Source organism: Periweissella fabaria (assembly GCF_918814575.1).
Classification (GTDB): Bacteria; Bacillota; Bacilli; order Lactobacillales; family Lactobacillaceae; genus Periweissella; species Periweissella fabaria.
Genome location: NZ_CAKKNS010000001.1, coordinates 99,115 through 122,115, shown reverse-complemented (window position 1 = coordinate 122,115; position 23,001 = coordinate 99,115). Strand labels below are relative to the sequence as shown.

General features: G+C 37.6%; 21 protein-coding genes. 2 read left to right on the top strand and 19 right to left on the bottom strand.

From position 1 onward, the window contains the following. Positions 1 to 110: 110 nt before the first annotated feature. Positions 111 to 1,304, bottom strand: coding sequence for an SAM-dependent methyltransferase (locus tag LQZ75_RS00625; protein ID WP_230095906.1), 1,194 nt, complete (start codon positions 1,302 to 1,304; stop codon positions 111 to 113). Positions 1,305 to 1,652: 348 nt separating this feature from the next. On the opposite strand from LQZ75_RS00625, the gene LQZ75_RS00620 reads away from it, so the two are divergent. Together LQZ75_RS00620 and LQZ75_RS00615 are read left to right on the top strand one after the other, a co-directional pair. Next, positions 1,653 to 2,651, top strand: coding sequence for a D-2-hydroxyacid dehydrogenase (locus LQZ75_RS00620; protein ID WP_230095905.1), 999 nt, complete (start codon positions 1,653 to 1,655; stop codon positions 2,649 to 2,651). A 72-nt stretch (positions 2,652 to 2,723) separates the two neighbouring features. Beyond that, positions 2,724 to 3,956 (top strand): PTS sugar transporter subunit IIC, encoded by a 1,233-nt coding sequence (locus LQZ75_RS00615; RefSeq protein ID WP_230095904.1) that lies wholly within the window; start codon positions 2,724 to 2,726, stop codon positions 3,954 to 3,956. Between the two features lie 219 nt (positions 3,957 to 4,175). Here LQZ75_RS00615 and LQZ75_RS00610 read toward each other — a convergent pair whose 3' ends face one another. The 18 genes from LQZ75_RS00610 to LQZ75_RS00525 all read right to left on the bottom strand — a co-directional run bounded on the left by LQZ75_RS00610 (position 4,176) and on the right by LQZ75_RS00525 (position 22,841). Then, complete coding sequence (locus LQZ75_RS00610) at positions 4,176 to 5,087, bottom strand: diacylglycerol/lipid kinase family protein (protein ID WP_230095903.1); 912 nt, start codon at positions 5,085 to 5,087, stop codon at positions 4,176 to 4,178. A gap of 230 nt (positions 5,088 to 5,317) precedes the next feature. After that, positions 5,318 to 6,862: an MFS transporter gene (locus tag LQZ75_RS00605; protein ID WP_230095902.1), complete on the bottom strand. Its 1,545-nt coding sequence runs from the start codon at positions 6,860 to 6,862 to the stop codon at positions 5,318 to 5,320. A 1-nt stretch (position 6,863) separates the two neighbouring features. Next, positions 6,864 to 7,406, bottom strand: coding sequence for a PadR family transcriptional regulator (locus LQZ75_RS00600; protein WP_230095901.1), 543 nt, complete (start codon positions 7,404 to 7,406; stop codon positions 6,864 to 6,866). A gap of 157 nt (positions 7,407 to 7,563) precedes the next feature. Next, the gene (locus tag LQZ75_RS00595; protein ID WP_230095900.1) at positions 7,564 to 8,043 is read right to left on the bottom strand and encodes a DUF2798 domain-containing protein; all 480 of its coding nucleotides are present in this window, start codon (positions 8,041 to 8,043) and stop codon (positions 7,564 to 7,566) included. Between the two features lie 89 nt (positions 8,044 to 8,132). Beyond that, on the bottom strand, positions 8,133 to 10,913 hold the full coding sequence (locus LQZ75_RS00590; protein ID WP_230095899.1) for a YfhO family protein: 2,781 nt from the start codon (positions 10,911 to 10,913) through the stop codon (positions 8,133 to 8,135). Between the two features lie 153 nt (positions 10,914 to 11,066). Continuing rightward, positions 11,067 to 11,351, bottom strand: a complete 285-nt coding sequence (locus LQZ75_RS00585; protein ID WP_168721095.1) for a DUF2089 family protein — start codon at positions 11,349 to 11,351, stop codon at positions 11,067 to 11,069. A 458-nt stretch (positions 11,352 to 11,809) separates the two neighbouring features. Continuing rightward, positions 11,810 to 11,968 carry a hypothetical protein gene (locus tag LQZ75_RS00580; protein WP_230095898.1) on the bottom strand — a complete coding sequence of 53 codons (159 nt, stop codon included), beginning with the start codon at positions 11,966 to 11,968 and terminating at the stop codon, positions 11,810 to 11,812. 214 nt (positions 11,969 to 12,182) lie between these two features. Further along, positions 12,183 to 13,091, bottom strand: coding sequence for a GTPase Era (gene era, locus LQZ75_RS00575; protein ID WP_230095897.1), 909 nt, complete (start codon positions 13,089 to 13,091; stop codon positions 12,183 to 12,185). Positions 13,092 to 13,129: 38 nt separating this feature from the next. After that, a complete protein-coding gene (locus LQZ75_RS00570; protein WP_230095896.1) occupies positions 13,130 to 13,555 on the bottom strand; it encodes a diacylglycerol kinase family protein in 426 nt (141 codons plus the stop codon). Then, a complete protein-coding gene (ybeY, locus tag LQZ75_RS00565) occupies positions 13,533 to 14,015 on the bottom strand; it encodes an rRNA maturation RNase YbeY (protein WP_230095895.1) in 483 nt (160 codons plus the stop codon). Before ybeY ends, LQZ75_RS00570 begins: the two co-directional genes overlap by 23 nt. Further along, positions 14,015 to 14,983 carry a PhoH family protein gene (locus LQZ75_RS00560; RefSeq protein WP_230095894.1) on the bottom strand — a complete coding sequence of 323 codons (969 nt, stop codon included), beginning with the start codon at positions 14,981 to 14,983 and terminating at the stop codon, positions 14,015 to 14,017. Before LQZ75_RS00560 ends, ybeY begins: the two co-directional genes overlap by 1 nt. A gap of 215 nt (positions 14,984 to 15,198) precedes the next feature. After that, complete coding sequence (locus LQZ75_RS00555; protein WP_230095893.1) at positions 15,199 to 15,579, bottom strand: hypothetical protein; 381 nt, start codon at positions 15,577 to 15,579, stop codon at positions 15,199 to 15,201. 180 nt (positions 15,580 to 15,759) lie between these two features. Further along, the gene (locus tag LQZ75_RS00550; RefSeq protein WP_230095892.1) at positions 15,760 to 17,355 is read right to left on the bottom strand and encodes an amidohydrolase; all 1,596 of its coding nucleotides are present in this window, start codon (positions 17,353 to 17,355) and stop codon (positions 15,760 to 15,762) included. A 93-nt stretch (positions 17,356 to 17,448) separates the two neighbouring features. Next, a complete protein-coding gene (locus LQZ75_RS00545) occupies positions 17,449 to 19,035 on the bottom strand; it encodes an amidohydrolase (protein ID WP_230095891.1) in 1,587 nt (528 codons plus the stop codon). After that, complete coding sequence (locus LQZ75_RS00540; protein WP_230095890.1) at positions 19,032 to 20,138, bottom strand: ABC transporter substrate-binding protein; 1,107 nt, start codon at positions 20,136 to 20,138, stop codon at positions 19,032 to 19,034. The genes LQZ75_RS00545 and LQZ75_RS00540 overlap by 4 nt, the downstream gene beginning before the upstream one ends. Before the next feature lie 17 nt (positions 20,139 to 20,155). After that, entirely contained in the window at positions 20,156 to 20,950 is a 795-nt protein-coding gene (locus tag LQZ75_RS00535) for an ABC transporter permease (protein ID WP_230095889.1), read from the bottom strand. Further along, on the bottom strand, positions 20,950 to 21,759 hold the full coding sequence (locus tag LQZ75_RS00530) for an ABC transporter permease (RefSeq protein ID WP_230095888.1): 810 nt from the start codon (positions 21,757 to 21,759) through the stop codon (positions 20,950 to 20,952). Before LQZ75_RS00530 ends, LQZ75_RS00535 begins: the two co-directional genes overlap by 1 nt. Further along, the gene (locus tag LQZ75_RS00525; RefSeq protein WP_432443440.1) at positions 21,759 to 22,841 is read right to left on the bottom strand and encodes an ABC transporter ATP-binding protein; all 1,083 of its coding nucleotides are present in this window, start codon (positions 22,839 to 22,841) and stop codon (positions 21,759 to 21,761) included. Before LQZ75_RS00525 ends, LQZ75_RS00530 begins: the two co-directional genes overlap by 1 nt. Positions 22,842 to 23,001 lie beyond the last annotated feature (160 nt).

The following is a 23,001-nucleotide window of genomic DNA, read 5'->3' as shown; positions in this document are numbered from 1 at the left end:
CAACATACGTTATCTCTTATAAATTCCTTAAATTACCACAATTTTTTTTATAAAAAAAATAGGCAATGATTGCACTCATCGCCCATTTTGCTAAAATAATAATAGATGTATTACTTTTCGTTTTTATAAATGTATGAACGGCTCATAGGTAAGTTGGTACCTGAAGGCCCTTTTGTCATTAAGAATTGAATTATATCGATGTTACCACTTTCAAATGAAGCAGCACACCCTTGTAAATATAGATCCCACATCCGGGCAAATGGTTCACCATACGCTGCAACCGTTTCATCAAAAACCGGCATGTAGTTCTTGTACCATGCTTCAAGGGTTCGTTGATAGTGGCGACGCAATGGTTCTAAATCGTCCAATTGTAATTGGGCATCCATGATATGTTGCATATTTTCGACTACGTTTGGAATGTAGCCACCTGGGAAGATATATTTCGCGATAAATGGATCAACACCGGCGCCTTCATGTTGGCCGGTAATACCATGAATTAATGCACGACCACGTGGTTTTAAGTATTCATTGACCTTCTTAAAGTAAAGGCCAAGATTTTCTTTACCAACGTGTTCAAACATCCCGACAGACGTTACAAAATCAAAGGTCATATTACCAAGTTCACGATAGTCAACTAACTTAACGGTAACTAATTCTTCCAGATGAAGCTCTTTAATGCGATTAATCACAAATGCGTATTGTTCTTCTGATAAAGTTACCCCAGTTGCTTTTAAGCCATATTTTTGGGCCGCTGTAATAATTAATGTCCCCCATCCACAGCCAATATCTAATAATGATTGGCCAGGCTTTGAATCGAGCTTATCTAAAATATGGTGAACTTTGGCAATTTGAGCTTCTTCAAGTGTCATATCATCGCGCAGCCAGTAAGCACATGAGTAAGTCATGGTGCTATCAAGCCACTTTTCATAGAAGTCATTACCAATATCATAGTGTGAATGGATATCCGCTTTTGATTCTTTTTCTCCATGTGAGTGGACAAATTTGGCCAGAACGCCTTTGAAACCATCTTGATTAGTCAAGAAACTATCGTGTTTCCGGTAGGCTGATGTGATTAACTCTTGAATACTACCTTCGATTTCAATGTCTTTATGCATATAAGCTTCTGCAAGCACCAATGTCGGAGTTTTGGTTAGATCCTTCATATTAAGTTTTGTATTCAATTTAATATGAATAGTAGGTAACCCTTCACCATAATTTTCTGATGTTCCATCCCAATACGTTACCATTACGGGAACATCAAAAGCACCTGCTAAGAGTTTCTTTAAAACTTGTTTTTCGAGCATCTATCTTCTCCTTACTTCATCCAAACTAACTATAATTTTTAAGTGATTAAAAATGTAGTGAACGTTTATATCAGTTAATATACTCCTTTAAAAGCTATGTTTGCAAATTTTTCAGCAATCTTTAACCTTCTTTATAACATCTAATGATTTATTCTGATATCGTTGAAAATCGTAGTCTAATAAGGTTTTAGCTAAAAATTATTGTTAAAATAATCACATAAAATAGCTTTCGAGTACTTTGATTGATAAAAACTTCACAAAATTAAGAAAAAATAGTGGAAAACAGCTAATTATCATGTATAATAACTTGTGTAATAACAAACAAACATCTGAGGAGATATATATATCATGACTAAAATTTTTGCTTACGGAATCCGTGATGACGAAAAACCAGCTTTACACGCATGGGAAGCTGCCCACCCTGAAATCGAAGTTGATTTTACTGGTGAGTTATTAACACCCGAAACAGCTGCCTTAGCAACTGGAGCAAACGGCGCCGTTGTATACCAACAATTAGATTACACGCGTGAAACAATTACCGCATTGGCTGCCGCTGGTGTTAAGAGCCTTTCACTTCGTAATGTTGGTACTGATAACATCGACTTTGACGCCGCCCGTGAATTTAGTTTTAATATTTCAAATGTACCTGTATACTCACCAAATGCCATTGCCGAACACTCAATCATTCAAATGAGTCGTTTGCTTCGTCGTACTAAACCTTTGGATGCTAAAATCGCTAATCACGATTTACGTTGGGCACCAACTATCGGCCGTGAAATGCGGATGCAAACTGTTGGGGTTATCGGAACTGGTCACATTGGTCGCGTTGCAATCAACATTCTTAAAGGTTTCGGTGCAAAGGTGATTGCCTTTGATCCATTCCAAAATGAACAAGTTAAGGCTGAAGGTTTATACGTTGATTCACTTGATGAATTATACGCCCAAGCTGATGTAATTACCTTATATGTTCCTGGTGTTGCTGCTAACCACCACATGATTAACAGCGAATCAATCGCTAAAATGAAAGATGGTGTGGTTATTGTCAACTGCTCACGTGGTAACTTAGTTGATATTGATGCCATTATCGCTGGATTAGACAGTGGTAAGATCAGTGACTTTGCAATGGACGTTTATGAAAATGAAGTTGGCTTGTTTAACGAAGACTGGTCAGGTAAGGAATTCCCTGATGCTAAGATTGCTGACTTAATTGCCCGTCCTAACGTCTTAGTAACGCCACACACTGCCTTTTACACTACTAAAGCAGTTGAAGAAATGGTTCACCAATCATTTGACGCTGCCGTTGCTTTTGCAGCTGGCCAAACACCAGAAACAGTCGTTGAATACTAATTTCAGCCACCTTTTTATTAGGATTAACGATTTTAAATTAACACATTAATTTCATATAAGAGGAAAGAGAATATGATTAAAGCACAAGGCAAAAAATGGTTCAGCAAGGAATCACAAGATGTCCGTAACCAAGAATACGCCCGTAAAGCCAAAGAAATTGCCCCACAAGTATTTGACGGAACGACTGAATTACACATTAAGGACTTCTTCTTTAAAGTCCTTTCAGGTTCAGCCCAAGGGATTTTAATCGGGGTCCTTCCAAGTGCCGTTATGAAATACATTTTAAAATACTCTGGTTTGATGACAACTGGTTTTGGTCAAGACCTTAGTGCCATTTTAAACTTATTTACTATCTTGATTCCATTCTTAATTGGGATGGCCGTGGCTATGCAGTTTAAGATGAAATCGCTTGATGCTGGAGTGGTTGCGATTGCTACCGCAGCTGCATCAGGCTCAATTAAATGGACAACGGCTGGTGCGCATGCCATCAACCCTATCAGCAATACGCCATGGTTGCCAAAATCAGTCGTTTACGTTGCTGGTGGTGCTGGTGATGTGATTAACGCCATGATTGTGGCCGGATTAGCCGTTTTTGTTACTTGGCTAGTTGCTAAATACCTCAAAGGATTTGGTTCTGTTGCGATTATTTTAAGCCCTATCCTTGTTGGTAGTTTAGTTGGTTTGGTTGGTCTCGAAATTGCCCCTTATGTCGCTCAAGTTACTGCTGCAATTGGGAATGCTGTTGAAACATTTACTAAACTTGCCCCTGTACCAATGGCAATGTTAATTGCGATGGCTTACTCAGTTATCATCATTACACCAGTTTCTACCGTCGGGGTTTCACTTGCTATTGGTCTTGCTGGTCTTGGTTCTGGAGCTGCTGCCATGGGAGTGGTTGCCACAACAATCGTCCTTATTATCAATTCATTGAAAGTTAACAAACCTGGTGTTACGGTCGCAATTTTCTTAGGTGCGATGAAAGGTATGATGCCTTCAATCTTCAAGAAACCTGTAACCATGTTAGCCTTTATGCTTAGTGCGGCTATCGCTAGTTTACCAGTCGCTATCTTTGGAATTGAAGGTACACCAACCACAGCCGGTTTTGGTTGGATTGGAATGGTTTCACCTATTCAATCAATGGTGATGGATCCAGCTGACAAGGTCTTCATGGCCCACACAGTTAGCCCTATCATCGGTTTACTTGCATGGTTTGTGATTCCTGCGATTGCTGCATTTGTCGCTAATTTCCTCTTTACGAAAGTATTTAAATTATATACCGCTAAAGATTTCCAACAAGATTTATAATCATCATAAAAAAGCCCCCTCGCTTGGATATACTCCAATTTGAGGGGGCTTTCTTGTGCACTTTTCAAAAATCCAGCCGTAATTGTTGGATAAAAATACCCCAAAATTTTGACCACAAAAAACGCATTGTCCAATCATGTTTGGACAATGCGTTAATTAATTTATGGATTACAGAAAAATTAGATGCTATGCGTCCAATTGAATTTCACGGTTTGAAAGTTAAGAAATAAAGTTTCCGCTCGGTAAAAAGAACTCATACATATTGGGTACAATTGTCATTTCAAGCGGTAATTGTGGGCCTAGATTACCATCTAACATGACACTAATGATTTTGCTATCTGTATTTGATACCACCACTAATTGTTTTTGCGCTTGGTCGTGGCAGACATTAGTTACTAATGACCGGGTCAACATCATGCGTGATACCGCCCACAGTTGCGTTAATGGATGGCTATTCAAGTAACGTACGGTATAATTACTTTGGTTAATATCTCGATGTTTAGGTCCTTTAGTGATGACATATGGATTAACTTTGAAAATGCGGGTCAAAATAGCGTGCCCCTCATCATTACCAAAACGATAATTCAAACTAAGCTTGGGTGATTTTTTTAAATAATTTAACCACCACCGGAACTGCTTCCACCCTCGAAACGGGGTTTCTTGTTCTAATTCATATATGGCGGCAGTTGGATCTGTCCCAATTGTCAACGTTGTATGACAAACATAATCATGATTAATAACCGCTGCGCTAACCTTCTTGATCCGGCCACTAATTATTATTTGACATGCTTTTTCAACATCTTTAGAAATTTGCCAACGTTTTGCAAATAAATTCTCGCGACCACTTGGAATTAAGCCTAATGGTACAAAACACCCACTTTCAAGCATTGCGGCCATCGCGTTATTAAGCGTGCCATCACCACCAACAACCACTAAGCCATCCAATTGATCTAAATACTGTTGTAATAATTGACGTGCTGCAGTGATACTTGGTGCCGTTAGCAATTGGCATTGGTATCCTACAGCAGTTAAGCGTGCTTTTACGGTAGCAGCTTGCGTTGCTGCTACCTGACTGCCTGCGGTATCATTGTAAAAAATACCAAAATTTGGTGCAGCCTTTGTCCCCCTCATAGCTTCCCCCTCTATAAATTTTCAAAACCAATAACGTGTTTAATCTGCATAATGCATAAAATTTGCATTCACCTTCTTAAAGATACCGAGCACCCGAGTCTTTTGCAAGCAATGTGACCGCATTTAACCCAATGGTAATGTTTGTTATTTATTCGACAACAATCCGCACTCTAATGATACATAAAAACGACTTTGGTAAAATTTACCAAAGCCGTTTTTTTAATATATCTTTAATTACGAGCGTTACGTTTTAATAAAGTTAGTGCTGCTAAGGCGCCTAATAATACAATAATCGTTCCTGTCATTAGGGTAGTCGCTAACCCCCGATTGTATGCTTCAACGATGGCTGTTTGAAATTGCTTTGCACCGGGAATTTGGGCAACTCGTTGGTTAAACGCAATTGCGTGACCACCAAACGGGCCGGCCTCAACCAACGCTGTGTGTAAATGATCCAGAATTTCTTTTGGCACTGGCGTATTAGCTAGTTTCACATCTAATTGATTTTCATACGTGTTAGCTTGTACTAAACCAAGAATAACAATCCCAAACGAAACACCAAATTGACGAAAGACGTTTAATAATCCTGAAGCCATCCCCATTTCAGGCAATGGAACCCCATCAAGCCCCACCGTGTTTAAGAGCGGATTAACAATTGCATTCCCAATTCCCATCAAAATCATCATTGGTAAAATTTGGGGATAACCCGTTGTTAATGATAAGCCATTAATCAACAAAACAAACCCAATCCCAACTAGCACTAAACCACCCGAAACAAGACCTTTACGTGAATATTTTTGACCTAACATCCCCGTAATTGGTCCTAATACTAGTGACCACACTGAAATTGCTAATTGTCGAATTCCTGTATCAAATGCTGACCAACCAATGTAGTTTTGCATCAAAATGGTGATAAAGGTATTCATTGAATATACCCCGGCCCCTAATGCAAAGGCTACAATTACGGCTCCTACGAAATTTCGTTGCTTAAACATACGTAAGTTCATCATGGGATGCGTAAGCTTCATTTCAACAAAAATAAAAATTACTAATAAAATAATTGCTGCTAACAACCAACCACCAATATGCGGATTAGTCCAGGCCATATGCACATTGTCTTCTTTTTGAATCAAACCAAAAATAGCACAGAACAACGTTGCCGCTGATAAAATCATCCCTAAAACATCAATCCGTTGATCTTTACCATAACTTGGGGTTTCTTTAACAAATAAGAACGTCATAATAACGGCAATAATTCCAACCGGAACATTAATATAAAAAATTGATTGCCAACCAAATCTTTCAACTAACAAACCACCCACTAAAGGACCAGATGCTGATGACAAGCCAATCACAGACCCAACAATCCCTAAGGCAATTCCCCGTTTAGCACCATCAAAATTTGATGCAACTAACGCCATTGATAATGACATCATCCCAGCGCCACCAATTGCTTGAACTGCTCGGCTAATATCAAGGGCTAATAATGTTGGCGCTAAGCCATTGGCTGCCGAGGCAATGATAAATAAAATAATACTTGCTAAGAAAATTTTCTTGCGGCCAAACATATCGCCTAATTTTGACAAAATCAAAATCATGACGGCAAAAACAATCGTATAAGAACTCAAAACCCATTGTAAGTTATTGAATGGTTCATTAAATGATTTTTGCATTGTTGGTAAGGCCACATTGACAACGGTGACATCAAGTAATCCCATAAAGACCCCAATTGATAACGCCGCCAAGGCTAACCATTTCTGGTATGGTTTTTCTTCCATGTTACGCTCCTTCAAGACTATGTAGTTGCTGTTTTACCCAAGTTAGCTTAGCTTGGGCTAGTGTTTGATCTAATGCTGTACTTTCTAGGACATAATGGTACTTTTCACGCTGTTTGTCACCTCGTTGAATATGTTCTTGCATATGTACTGATAATGTCTCATATGCCTTAATATCGGCCTCTAAATAGGCTTGATATTCCGTAAGGATTTGATAACGAATCGTTGGTCCTACTGAACCTAAAAAGCGGCATTTAAAATGTAACAATTCTTCACGTTTAGAATCATATGCTACTGGTTGCTCCATTAATTTAAGAAAATGTTGTTCACCAGCCGTTGTTAAATGGGCAAACCGAGCTGAACGTGGATCTTTAGGATCTTCATACAAAGTAATCCAGCCACTTTTCGCAAATTCATCTAAGCGTGGATATAACACGCCACTAGAAACTTTCCGACGAGTTGTAAAAATATTTTCTAAAATATTACGTAGTGCATAACCGGATTTATCGCCACTTGTCAAAATGCCTAAAATAATTAATTCGTACATACCCCCTCCTAGTATCTATATATCTAAACGACACATTGAATTATACCCCCCTTAACAGTGATGTCAAGTTAACCCAAATTAAAAGGCTAGGAAAATAAATTTTCCTAGCCTTTTATTTGAATTTAGTTAGATTTAGTTATCACCTAATACACCGTGTTTAAAGTTCTTCAACCATTGGTGCGGCAACTTTTGATTGCAACCACTTCACAAAGCGGGTAACAAGTGGTCGGACAACAAAGAAAAATACTGGAATTGCTACTACAAAAGCACGAATCCAATTTCGCAAGTAATCAAATAGATAGTGTGACGGCACATAATTTTTAAATACCAGTGTCATTACTGCAATCACGATTAACGTGTTACATGAAATAATTAAAAGTGGAAAAGTGATGTGCTTTGGTTGCTTACTCAACCAACTTGACCGCTTGTGTAATAATTTTGCAAGTGGTGCTGAAATAAATTTTTTAGTTAAAAATACCATTGTTAGAGCAATTGGATAAATCACTGCTTCATGTTGAAAATGGTGATTACCAAAACCATAACGCCATACTAAATTGTAATTTGACATGCAAAATACCATCGTTGCCATGACTGCTAAGCCACTAGCGTCTGGATGGTGAATAATCTTTCTTAACATACTTTCCTCTTTTGTTTAATTTTTTTGCTATTAACAAATATATCATAAAACTAATTCTAATCACAATAATAATTTTTACAAACTAGCCTTTAATGTTGTCTTTGCCGGTTCATGATTAATAATCCTAATAACGTAAGCCACGCAATTAGTGAAAGCACCAAACCAACTTTTAATCCCGGTGTTTGATACGTCAACTCTAATTTTTGTGCTTTTCCAGCCGGAACATGAACACCGACAAAACCTCCGTTGACACGACTAACCTCGACTGGTTGACCATTTACCTGGGCATGCCAGCCCGTTGAATACGGAATATTTGAACCTAACCACGTTGTTTTAGCCGCCGTATATTGTCCACTAAGGCCTTGATAATTTAGTTTACTTGCTCGTAATCCGTGCTTTTTAACCGTTTGCAAACCTTTAATAACTGTAGGATTTACCGCTTGTGAATATACATGGACATTAAATGTGTATTGCCCTGGTTGATCAAAGTTAAACGTAAAGCTACGCGGACTTTTTTGCATAATCCCAAAATTCAAGACACCGTCCCGCCGTAATTGATAAAATGCCCCCGCCGCCGATGATTCCTGACTAAAATTAACTTCCCGATTACCACCCAGAACATTCAATTCAAAACCATCTAATCGATTTAAAGTTAAGCGCTGGCGCATACTCTCAGTTAATTGCACCCCGTGTTGTTTAAGTTGGCGTGCTGTACTAGCCTGAAATTTAATATCTGAAAGATAGACCTGCACTTCACCACCAGGTAAAGTTGGTGATATATTCAAAACCAGACTCTCACCAGGGTTATTATTAAAGTAAGTTACCTTATGATCACGCAAGGTAATTTGATTATGAGGTGCCCCTACCAGTGTTTGTTTTTTATCGATATGCTTTGATAGCCGGACACTTACTGGTGTTGCTGCATGTAAATTCGTTAGCTTAGGCTGCTTAACCTTAGTATCTGGAATAGCAACTGCCCCTGAACCAAGTAAACTCGTTTTTTCAACTGGATTAGCCGCCAAGTACTGTGCTTGCGAATATGTTCCTACAGCCGTCCAAATAATTGGAAATGCTAATGGATTATGATAAAAATTAACCTGTTGTTTATCACTAGCTTGTGGTTGTAACGCTGGTAAATTAGCTAACTTAGTAAACCGTGAGCCAATTAATTGATTAGCACCAAAATATTCAGTTAGTAAAAAGCGATTATCTAAGTTTCTTAATGGATTAACCGTGCGGCCACTAGCAATTGCCAATTGTTGACTAACATCAATCATCGCTGGTGATACCGTTGATAGATACAGACCCGTTGCATGGGCTGGTGTCAAGAAACTATTAATAAACATTGCTTGTTCCGGCGTTTTTAATCCATTTGCATACTCCGTCCGTGCTGTTAATGCATGATCATACTTAGCATTAAAGGCCGTTGGCGTATACATCAACTTACTAACTTGCTCAGCAGTCAATAGATTAAAGTCATCCCGTTGGCCCAAGCGAGTACTAAATTGGCCTAGGACTGTTAGCGTCGTCCCCAAGATAATTAACCAGCGCATTTGTCCGGCATTAATCCACCGATTTTGCGGGCTAAACCAAAGGTATAGTAACATCATCGCTAACGTTAAACTATATGAATTAAATTGCCAACTGTTAACTTGATTTATCCCTGTAAGGATAAAGTAGCCCACCCATGTTACCATTATCACCAAACACATGATCCGTTTTTTACTTAATGAAATGTGATTCCGTTGCATTAATAAATGCACCCCGACAAGCGCCGTCAACAAGTAGTAACAAAACATCCAGCGATTAGTTGGCGTGTTACCAACCGTTAGTAGTACGGCTGCCGCTGGAACAAGTAATAAACCAATGATGATTAACAAAAATGTAAATGCTAATTTATTTTCACGCCGGTTAAAAATAATCCAAAAAAAGCCAATTGTATTAACAGCTGCCGCCGTTCCTTGCAACCAAAATGAACTTGGTTCAATCACCCCTTGGACACCAAATGGTAATGTCAATAACTTTAGATAATACTCAATAGGATATAAACTCAATAGTTGCGCCATTCCGGAACCACTTCGCGGTGAGGATGTGAGATAAAGCACCGTTGGTATTAGAACAATGCTTGCTAATGCAATCCCCAAAATAACATACAAAACTAATGGTAACCAATCACGCCACCACTTAACTTGGCGATAATTATAAAGATAGCTTACTAAGGCATAACAAGCTAACATTTCCGCTAAAATTAAGCCCCAATAAAAATTACTAGCAACTGCCAAGCCCACTAATAAGACTAACCCTAAATATTTGCGGCGAGCAAAAAAACGTTCCACCGCAACAATTAATAATGGTAAATAAATAAACGCATTTAAAAATAACGATTGATTAGTAACACCATAAATACCAAACAGACTTGCTAAATACGTAATAATAACAATACCCGACCATTGCCGTGAAATTCCAAATTTAATAGCACAATATCCGACCGCTAAGCCCGCTAGGATATACCGTAATAAGATAATCATTTCATATCCTAAAATCGTATTTTGCTGATTAAAAAACAACATCAAATAAGCTAATGGATCACCTAAAATATAATAGCTAAACGCATTAAACCAATCGGTCCCATTGCTCAACGCCCAATCCCAAGTTCCAAACGAATGGGGATGTTGCATAAAAGTTATTAAATAGTCATGAAATTGTCCAAAAACTTGCACATGCTGATTCATCGCATCACTATTTGCAATTAATGTTTTACCTCTAAAAAAAACTGCACCAAATGTGCAGCACGTAAAACCTAAAATAATTAATAAATTAAAGCCAAACGTCCGCCAACGATACCGATTGGCGTCATTAAATCTCAACATACAATGCCAATTCCCCTTTTACACTTTTTGTCCCAATGGTATGTTCTCAAGTATAGCATTTAAGTAAGGGCGTTCGAAATATTATTTAATTTCTTACAACAAAAAAACAAAGAACGACATTGCATTCTTTGTTTAAATAGACTTTTTCGAATATTATTTAACGTCTGCAAATTCATCTTTGTAATCTTCGATAATTTGTTTAGCTGTTTCTAACGTTAGTCGATTATCTTCGACCATGTGCATTACTTTAGCTTCAAACGATGGTGTATTTTGTTCATCTAACATCTGAATACGATAAATCACCTGATTCAATCGTAATCGTACCGTTGGGTAACTAACACCGTAAATTTCGGCTAAACGTTTTAGTGACCCTGATGACACCATAAAGTTTTTGATAAACAATTGTGTTTCAGCATCCAAATTTAAGAACCAGTCCATTATAATTCCCCCACAAATCCTTTGTTTCAATTTCAGTATCGCTCAATTAATTCAGACATTACTTTGTCTGCTTTAACTTTGATAAATTAATACCGGAATCTTTTTATCTTTGTCTACGTATTATTTATATCAAATCAATTAAACAGTAATATTTCAGATATTTTACACGAATAATACAAAGTATCATATTATCTTGAAAATTATCATTTAATTAAATTTATTACAGTTACGCAAGCAATTACATATTACCTTGATCATCGCGCATTCCTGCTTGAACAACCCCCTAAGTACTATGCTATACATATAATAACTCAATTTATGAAAAAAAACTTCAATTTCGTACTACAATTCATTAATTTAAGCTCGAAATTAGCAAGTGGAGTGCTTTTACCCATTTTTATAATTATTTTATATTACAAGGATTATCTTAAACTTATCAAAATGCACACAAAAAGGTATTATAATTTGATGTTGACGGTAAATTCAAAACTACCATCAGGTAAGTCACGCTTGCGAATTGGCTTTGAACCGTAAAATGAAGCATGATTATTAATCATCCATTCATCAATTTCTTTAACTATCTCTTCTATATCGTTACCACTAAAAATCTTAATCATTTTCTCTCTTCTCATTATTTATTTTGTATCTGCAAACTTAATTATTATACTTGATAAACTAATTATATATCAATGATTATTAATAATTTTTTACAAATTTAAATATAATTTTTCTATATCTATCAATTATCTTCAACTCAAATAACTTTTTTGAAATATGCAAACACGAAAAATCCCACTTGATTTTACATCAAGTGGAATCATTTCCTTACTATTAATAATCTTCTTCAGAGTAACCGTATGATTGAAGTGCTTGTGGTTTATCCAACCAGCGATCTTCAACCTTAACCCACAATTGTAAGTTAACACGATCACCAAGTAAGCGTTCAATATCTTTACGAGCACGAATTCCGATTTGTTTAATAACCGCACCTTGTTTTCCGATAATAATACTCTTTTGACCAGGTCGTTCCACCACGATTGTTGCTTGAATTTGAACCTTTTGTTCAGTTTCACGTTCGATTTTTTCAATCACAACGGCAACTGAGTGTGGTACTTCTTGGCTAGTTAATTGTAAAATCTTTTCACGAATTAACTCCCCAATAACAAATCGTTCTGGGTGGTCTGTAATTTGATCAGCTGGGAAATATTGCGGACCGGCTGTCAATTCATTAGCAACTGTCTCAAGTAATTCTGGTACGTTCGCTCCTGAACGGGCTGAGATTGGGAAAATTTCATTCCAATCAAGCGCTTCACGGTAACTTTCCATAATTGGTAACAAGTCATTTGGGTGTACCAAGTCAATCTTGTTAATTACTAAGTAAATTGGTGTCCCTGAAACTTCTTTCAAGCGTTCAATAATAAAGTCATCCCCACGACCACGTTCTTCATCGGCATTAACCACAAACCAAATTGCATCGGCTTCATGTAAAGCTGATAAAGCTGATTTCACCATAAAATCACCTAAGCTATTGTGAGGCTTGTGAATTCCAGGCGTATCAATAAACACGATTTGTTCCTCATCGGTCGTGTAAATTCCTTGGATTTTATTCCGTGTTGTTTGGGCTTTGTTTGACATGATGGCAACTTTTTCACCAACAATGTGGTTAAGCAAGGTTGATTTACCAACATTTGGCCGACCAACAATTGCAACAAATCCTGATTTAAATTCTTTTCCGCTCATTTTATCCTCTTCTTATCCCCGGATTTTCCGGACATCTTCTATTTTGGCGACAATAAGAACCAGATATATGGTTCAAAAATAATTAGGCCAATTACGACCGCAAAGAATGCAGCAACTAAAGTACTAGCAGCCGCAACATCTTTGGCCGTCTTAGCTAATATATGATAACTTTTTCCGACAACTAAATCAACAATTGATTCAACAATTGTGTTTAAGAATTCAGCGGTAATAACTGAAAAAATAGCCACCGAAATCCAGAGCCAGTCGGAACGCCCGATTTTAAACCATAATCCCAGCGCAACAACGATGATACTCATTAATAAATGAAAGCGCATATTGCGTTCTTTTTTAATCACCAACCACACACCACCAATTGCGTGCCCAAAAGACTGGCGAAAATTTTGATTCTTGTCAATTTGCGGTTGTCCTGGGGTGATGTGTTTATCGTGCGAGTCCAAATGCATCTAAAATCTCCTTTTGCAAGGTAAACATTTCATGTTCCTCATCAGCTTCCATGTGGTCATAGCCATTTAAGTGTAAAAAGCCATGAACCGCTAAAAAACCAAGTTCTCGTTCAAAACTATGACCTAGAAATTCCGCTTGTTCAGCAACTTTATCCATCGAAATTAAAATATCACCGATATTATGCCCTAAATCAGCTGACATCTCTTCATCCATGATTAGTGCAAATTCATCTTCATCATCTTCTTCAATCGCAAAACTAATTACATCCGTTGGTTTATCAACACCGCGATATTCAAAGTTATACTTTTGAATTTCAGCATTATTCATAAAAGTGACTGACATTTCAGTATCAGCTGGTAACTTTAAGTAATCACCAGCAAACATCAAAACATCGTTTACAAGCTTTTGATGAGCTTCACTAACATGTTCTTGAGTATTATCGATTAACGCTAAATCCATTAATTATTTCCTGTACTTTCTGTTTCATACTTATCATAGGCGTTGATAATTAAACCAACAACGGGGTGACGAACAACATCGGCAGCGGCAAATTCCACAAATTCAATTCGGCGGACATTTTGTAAGACCGCTTGGGCTTGTTTTAAACCTGATTTTGCGCCGCGTGGTAAATCGATTTGTGAAATATCACCATTGATTAACATTTTCGCCCCAAAACCTAACCGGGTTAAAAACATTTTCATTTGCATTGTCGTCGTATTTTGAGCTTCATCTAAAATGACAAACGCATTATCTAATGTCCGACCACGCATATATGCTAATGGTGCAATTTCAATAGTGCCTCGATCCATTAACCGTTCTGTATGTTCTTTACCTAAAATGGCATGTAAGGCATCATAAATGGGGCGTAGATAAGGATCAACTTTTTCTTTTAAATCCCCCGGTAAAAACCCTAATGATTCACCGGCCTCAACTGCTGGTCGAGTGATAATAATGCGTTCGACATCGCCTCGTTTGAGTGCTCCCACTGCCATCACAACCGCTAGGTAGGTCTTACCAGTTCCGGCTGGGCCAATTCCAAAGGTAATGTCATTATTCCGAATTGCTTGCACATATTGTCGTTGACCAAAGTTTTTAACCCGTACTGGACGCCCTTTAGCATCCCGGATTAAAGTCTCTGAGTATAAATCTTGAAAATACTCTAACGTTCCACGTTCGGCCATTTTTATGGCACTAACAACATCGGTTGCATTGATCTTAACGCCGGATTTAATCAAGTGGGCTAATTGCCGTAAAATATCATACGTGGTATCAACCGGTTCATCATCACCGTTAATTTTAATTTCATCACCAAACGCACGAAGTTTAACTCCAATACCTTCCTCTAGTAACAATAAAAAACTATCTTGGGCGCCTAATAAACCAACTTGTTGTTCAGCATTCTCAATCTTGAATATCTTCTCTTTCAAAATAGCTGGGTCTCCTTATGTAAGCACATTTTCTAATATTATAGCATAGTCATGGCGGACTTTAAGTAGTTAAAATCACCTTTCATGTGAATACGTATGCAGATAATTAGAATTTTATGCACATAGTTGCTACAAAATACAAAAAAAGCCCTGAAAAATAAATTTCCCAAGACTTTTTGTGCTTTATTTTCAACTAGCTAAATTAGACCGCTAGCTTATTCACCTTTCTTTAACACATGGGTTGTTAATAACAAAAACAACACGGTTGGTGCTACACAAATGGTAAATGCTGACTGATCAATTGGCCACGTATAAGCCCCAAATATAATTAAGGCGACTGAAATAATAGTCAATAATACCCCAATAAAAACATCAACATCAAGACACGCTAATACAAATTGTAAGGCAAGGCAAATAATTAAAGCAGCCCCGACATAAACAAATATTTGTTCATCAAAACTGGCAGCAAATAATGAGACTCCCCCGGTTGCCGTTAGCACATTTAAGCCTAACCATAAGAAACATAAAATATCTAAAGCCAATAACGTTAAAATAATACAATAGTAAATTCCGCGCATTATTCCCTTTGTTTGCATGTTATTCCTCCAACGTACTTAAAATAATTAAATACATATTAATTAGTTCATACACTTTTATCTTTAATATCTTAATTATACCCTTTATTTAAGGTAAAAGCTGTATTGTTATCCGAGCACTTATTATAACAAAAAAATAGAACGGCTCCAAATTAAGAACCATCCTATGATAAAAATTAATTATTTATTATCGTTTTTAAAGACCTGTTGTCCATTAAAAATGGTTGCCATAACTTTAACATCTAATAACGCAGTTGGTGAAATTGTCAAAATATCTGTGTCTAAAACAACTAGGTCGGCAAACTTACCAATTGCAATTGTCCCAATATCCGTCCGACCAATTGCTTGGGCGGCATATTTAGTGTGAGCTAAAATAGCCGTCGTCATTGGTAAGGCTTGCGTTGGTTTAAAGACAGCCTGCGCGTTGTTAGCTAATGTCCGCCGAGTAGTAGCGTAAAACAACGTCTCTAACGGTGTATTATCAATCACAATTGGTGAATCTGTCCCAAAGGCTAATTGGGCCCCAGCCGTTATAAAATCCTTAAATAAGAACATATTATTAACCCGCTGCGGTCCCACTTCTAAATCAAGCGTCTCATAACCAATTAAAGCATGACTTGGTTGAACAGATAATATCGCTTGGGATGCACCGATTAACTGTAAATCAGCTTGATCAATTAACTCTAAATGCTCCAAGGTATTTACCTTTCCTGCTGGTAGCGGATAACGCTGATTAGCAGCAGCAAAAGCGGTTAATGTTTGCCAAACTGCGGCATCCCCGACTGTGTGAACACGAATTGGCCAACCATGTTGATTAGCAGTCATAATAAGATCAAACAAGGTTTGCTGTGGTAAAAGCGGACTACCACTTACATCACTCTTTGGATACGGTTGCTTCAAATACGCCGTCTGGGTACTGGTCACGCCATCATAAAATTGTTTGACACCCCCAAATTGAATCCGCTTTTCGTCTGAAAATTCCGTACTAATTTGCTTAATTTTAGTAATATCGGGGCGCATCGCTGGATAAATTGATGTTCGCAGCGTACTCGTTGCTTTGATTTGTTGATACACATTTGGATAAATTAAATCATCAGGAGCCGATCCTGATAATGCTAAATCTGCAACTCCTGTGATCCCCATAGTATTCAAATGCATTGCATACTCTAAATACAATTGCGGCGTTGGCGGATAAAGTCCCTTAAGCACTTGGGCCAAAATGGCTATTGCAATGCCCTCTTCAAAGAAACCGGTATATTGGCCATCACGTTGAACCGCTTGACCACCATAGTTTGCAGCCACCAACATTGGTATATCAATTGTTGCCATTGCGGCACTATTTAACCATACTGAATGCGCATCGCCGGCAATAACCATGATTGGTGTATGTGCGTCTAATCTATCCAAATCAGCGGCCGTCGGTGTTTGTTGCTGGGGAAATTCACTTGCATAAAACCCGATACCTAATTTCCAGCCCTTTTTGCTTGTTAATTGTGTGACTTGTTGTGCGACATCAGCTGGGGTTACTCCACTGACGTAATGCAAAACTTGTGCGTGCACTAAAGCAGATAAATAAATATGCTGGTGTGCATCAATAAAGCCTGGTAAGACTAATTGATCTCCATAATCAACCACGGGGGTATCAGTTGCTAGGATTGGTGTGCTAGTACGTTCAATCGCCGTGATTCGCTCGCCAGTTATCGTCAAGACACCTGCATACGTCGTGGCCGTTACACTATCAAATATTTTATTACTTTTTAAATACCAAGTTGTCATTCCGTCATCCCCTTTAAATAAAATATACCGCATCTAATAAAAAAAGTGGCTTACAAGCATTCGATTACTTTTAAGCCACTAGTTGACACTAGATTAATTTTCAAATACTAATTCACCGTTAAAGAAGGTTGCGCTTACTTTAACCTGTAATAAATCAGTTACTGGAATATCTAAAATATTGGTATCTAAAACTGCTAAATCGGCATAATTACCAACTTTTATCGCGCCGATATCTTGCCGTTGAATTGCTTTAGCAGCATTCAATGTATGCGCAACTAACGCGCTTGCCGTATCAATCGCTTGCTCTGGTCGGAAGCAATCATCTACTTGATTGGCCAACGTACGACGAGTAGTTGCAAAAAAGATTGATTGTAATGGTGTTGTATCGAGCACAACTGGTGCATCGGTTCCAAACGCTAATGTGGCACCAGCATCTAGGAAATCTTTAGTTGGAAACATCTCCTTACTACGTTCAGGTCCCACTTCCGCATCTAGAGTGTCATATTCAATTAACGCATGACTTGGTTGCACTGATACGATCGCCTTTGTATCACGGATTAAGTCTATGTCAGTAGGATCAAACACTTCCAAATGCTCAATTGTATTTACTTTACCGGCTGGTAACGGATACTTTACATTAGCCGCTGCAAAATAAATTAATGTGTTGTGGACAGCTTGATCACCAATCGCATGTACCCGAATTGGTTGCCCAATTTGATTGGCTTTGAAGATTAAATCATGTAAAACTTCATTCGGTAAGAGTGGTTCGCCGCAATGGGTGCTAGATCCTGGATAAGGTGCTTTTAAGTAAGCGGTCTGCGTACTAGTCACACCATCATAAAACTGCTTACCACCACCTAAAATAACTCGTTGATTGTCAGCAAACATCGCTTTAATTTTATTAATACGGGTGTGTTGCATTTGCATCGCTGGGAAAATACTTACCCGTGCGGTTACTTCATCAGCAATCGCTGCATGCACATCTTCATAGACAAAATCATCGTCAGAAGCACCGGTACTTGCCATATCCGCCAGCCCTGTAATTCCCATTGAATTCATGTATTTAACATAATCCAAATATAATTGTGGTCGTTCGATATTCATCGCTGCAAATACTTGGGCAACCACGTGGACCGCGATACCTTCTTCAAAGAAACCGGTAAAATCACTACCATCTTTATAGGCCGTACCGCCAAATGTTTGGACATCTGCATCGTCAACGTGGACTTGAGCCAACGCAGCTGAATTCAACCACGCGGTGTGACCATCACCCGATAGCAAGACCGCTGGATTAGTTGGTTCAACTTGATCAATATCCGCTTTAGTTGGGGTTGGCACCGGGCCAAACTCACTCGGATAAAAGCCTGAAGCGATTTTCCAACCATGATATGCATTAACTTTAGCTAACTTAGCGGTAACTTCACTGACTGATGCACCACTTACAAAATTCATAATCCCCGCATTAAATAACGAAGCCTTATTCAAATGTTGGTGTGGATCAATGAAGCCAGGAATTAGCATTTGATTAGTGTAATCAAGAATATCACTAGCGGTAACATCCCCTGGTACTGCGTCCAAAATAGCTGCAATTTTAGTATCTTTAATTACTACTACTCCAGCAAATGTTTTTTTCGTTTCAACATCAAAAATATAATTTGACTTTACATATTTAGTTGTCATTTGAGACCCCCATTTAATGATACTTGCGTTTTTGCGTCTAAGTATACTTCATTGTACTCATTGAAGTAACGTAGTGGTTGATTATTATAATGTTGCGCATCTTTTAATTGACTTGCTGGTGGGTATAACACTGGATTGTGTGTAATACTTTTGGGCAAGTATTTTAAGGCGGCTTGATTAGGTGAACTATATGCCACATATTCCGCATTTTGTGCCGCATTTTTAGAATTCAACATGAAGTTAATAAATGCATAGGCGGCTTTTTTATTGTTGGCATTCTTAGGAATGGCCATATTATCAGTCCAAATTGGCCCGCCTTCTTTTGGAATCAAAAATTTAACATGCGGGTTAGCATCAATAACCACTTGGGCGTCACCATTATAAGTCACGGAAACATTGGCATCACCGTTAATCATTAATTGCTTCTTTTCATCAGTCACGATTCCCCGAATATTAGGTGCCAAGGCCACAAACTTATTATAAATTTGCTTAATTTGCGCTTGATTTTCTGTATTCAATGAATAGCCTAATGCCTGCATAGCCGGTTGTAGCATTTCACGGGGGCCATCAATTAATAATAATTGATCTTTAAATGCCGGATTCCATAATTTGCCCCATGAATCTAACTGATTAGCATGAAAAACTTGGTCATTATACATAATCCCGGTTGTTCCCCAAAAATATGGTAATGAATGTTCATTATGTGGATCGTACTGTTGATTTAAAAGGTGTTTTGATAAGTTATTAAAACCGTGAATTTTTGTATAATCTAGTTTTGCAAGTAACCCTTCTTGCGTCATTTTACTGACCAAATATTCACTGGGAAAAATAACATCATAGTGCGTCCCACCTTGTTTAACTTTTGTTTCTAACGCTTGATTGGAATCAAAAGTATCATAGTTCACTTGGTAGCCGGTTTCTTTTGTAAACTTAGCCAATAATGCCGGATCAATATAATCGCCCCAGTTATAAATATTTAAAACTTGGTTTGTATTTGCCGCTTTAATCGGTGGTTTATTAATTTGTGCTAACCAATTTTGGCCCAAAACGAGCACGACTAATACGGCAATCATCATTGCCATAAATGGGATAATTTTTTTCATATTGCTAGTCCCCTTCCTTATTTCGTTAAACGTGCTTTTTTATCAGCATACGTAGTATATAAATAGTACGTAAATACTAATAATAACGAAACAGCAAACATTAAGGCTGATAACGCATTAATTTCCAGACTAACCCCTTGACGGGCCCGTGAATAGATTTCCACTGATAATGTGCTAAACCCATTTCCAGTAACAAAGAAAGTCACGGCAAAGTCGTCTAGTGAATATGTTAAGGCCAGTAAGAAGCCCGCCATAATACTTGGCCAGATTTCGGGAATGACTATTTGTGACAAAATTGTCCCCCGTTTAGCCCCTAAATCACGAGCGGCCATCACTAATGTGTTATCCATTTCTCGTAAACGTGGTAACACCATCAATAAAACAATTGGAATTGAAAACGCAATATGGGAAACTAACACACTTACAAAGCCTAATGAAAAGCCTAAAATTGTGAATAGAATTAAAAAGCTAACCCCAATTGTGACGTCTGGTGATACTAATAAAACGTTATTAAATGACAAAAACGTGTTCAGTGTTTTTTTGTTTTGAATTCCGTCTAAAAATAACGCTCCTACCGTTCCAATAAACGCCGCAATCGTTGCCGAAGAGATAGCTAAGATAAACGTATCCAACAAAATTTTCAACAAGCGGGTATCAGCAAAAAGTTCTTGATAGTGGACAAATGAAAAGCCCCCCCAGCCACTCATGATGGTCCCACCGTTAAATGAGTACACCACTAAAAAAATAATTGGAATATAAAGCAGAATCATTACTAGCAATAAGTAACTATTCCCTAATAATTTTTTTTGCATTATTTTCGCTTACCTCGTTCCCGTGTAAAGTACATTGTCACTGCCATTGCTAAAATTAAAATAATGGCAATTGTTGACCCCATGTGCCAGTTTTGCGTGACGATAAAGTGTAATTCAATCGCCGAACCAAGTGTCATGACTTTATTTCCACCGATTAAGGTTGTTAACATAAATAAGCTCAAACTTGGAATAAATACGGCTTGAATTCCCGATTTAATCCCATTAATAGACAATGGAAATACTAATTGGCTTAACGTATTAATTGGTTTGGCACCTAGATCCCGACTGGCCTTCAAAATATCTGGATCAATTTCATTGATTGAATTATAAATTGGCAAAAGCATAAAGGGTAATTCTAAGTAGACCGCTACAAAAATAAAACTTACATGGTTAAACAATAAGTTGTGGGTCCCCAAGCCAAATGTTGAAAATAATTGATTAATAATCCCGCTTTTACTCAAAAGGCCTAAAAAAGCATATGTTTTTAATAACACATTGATCCACGTTGGTAAGATAATCAACATTAGCCATAATTGACGGTGTTTTAAATGACTTAAAACATACGCCGCCGGAAAGCTAATCATAAATGTAATTAGCGTAATGATTAAGGCATAAAAAACGGAATTAAACGCCATTGGTAAATAAACGTTAGACGTAATAAATTCATGAAAGTTAGCTAGCGTAAAACTACCTTGGACATTTGTTAGACTTTGGTAAATTAATAAGCCAATTGGTACAATAACAAAGACCGCTAACCAACTAATATATGGAATCGCAAAAAAGATTTTTGCACGTGAATTATCTTTCATTATTCACCCTCATAGCTTTCAATACGAGCATCAAAGTCATCTTCCGATTCATTAAAGCGCATAACGTGAATATCTTCAGGACCAAAGTCTAATCCTACGCGGGCACCAACTGAACTTGGATTAGTAGCTTGGACTTTCCATTCATTACCATCATCATCAATGGCTGTAATTTCATAAAAATCACCACGGAATGATTGATCAGCAATTGTCACCACTAATTTACCTTGTTCAATTGGTACTAAATCTAAATCTTCTGGACGTAAGACTACTTCAACAGCTTCATTTGGCCGCATACCAGCATCAAGATTTTCAAAATCTTTACCCACAAAATTAACGAGGTAATCTTGTTTCATCACCCCATTAACAATGTTACTTTCACCGATAAAATCAGCTACAAAGTGATTAATTGGTTCATCATAAATATCAACTGGGGTCCCATTTTGTTGAATTTTGCCATCATTCATGATGAAAATCCAATCTGACATTGCTAGGGCTTCTTCTTGATCATGGGTTACAAAAATAAAAGTAATCCCTAAGCGTTTTTGAATCGCCCGGAGTTCTGATTGCATTTGTTTACGGAGCTTGTAATCAAGTGCCGATAATGGTTCATCAAGTAAGAGGACGTCAGGTTCATTAGCAAGAGCGCGGGCGATTGCAACGCGCTGTTTTTGACCTCCTGACAATTCCTGAATGGCACGATTTTCAAATGCTTCTAGTTTTACTAACGCGAGCATTTCACGTACCTTCGCTTTGATAGTGTCTTTTGGTAATTTTTTTAATTTAGGTCCAAAAGCAACATTATCAAAAACGGTCATATTTGGAAAAAGAGCGTAGTTTTGAAAAACTGTATTCACTCTCCGACTCTCAGCTGGAATATTATTAATAACTTTTCCATCAAACAATATTTCACCTGCATCAGCAGATAATTGACCGGAAATTAAATTTAAAATAGTTGATTTACCGGATCCTGAAGGACCCAACAAGGTATAAAATTGACCTGCTTCAATTTCAAAGCTAACATTTTTTAAAATTGTATTATTATCAAATGATAATCCAACATTCTTAAACTCAATCACGGGCAAAACCTTTTTATCCAATATAACGTACCTGTTCTTTCTTAAATTTTTGTCACGAACTTTATCTTACACAATAACTTTGTTTTTTACTATAAATATTTACATACCATCAAAAAAATTACGGGTATTTTACAAAAAAAGCAAACATAATTAGGACAAAAAATTT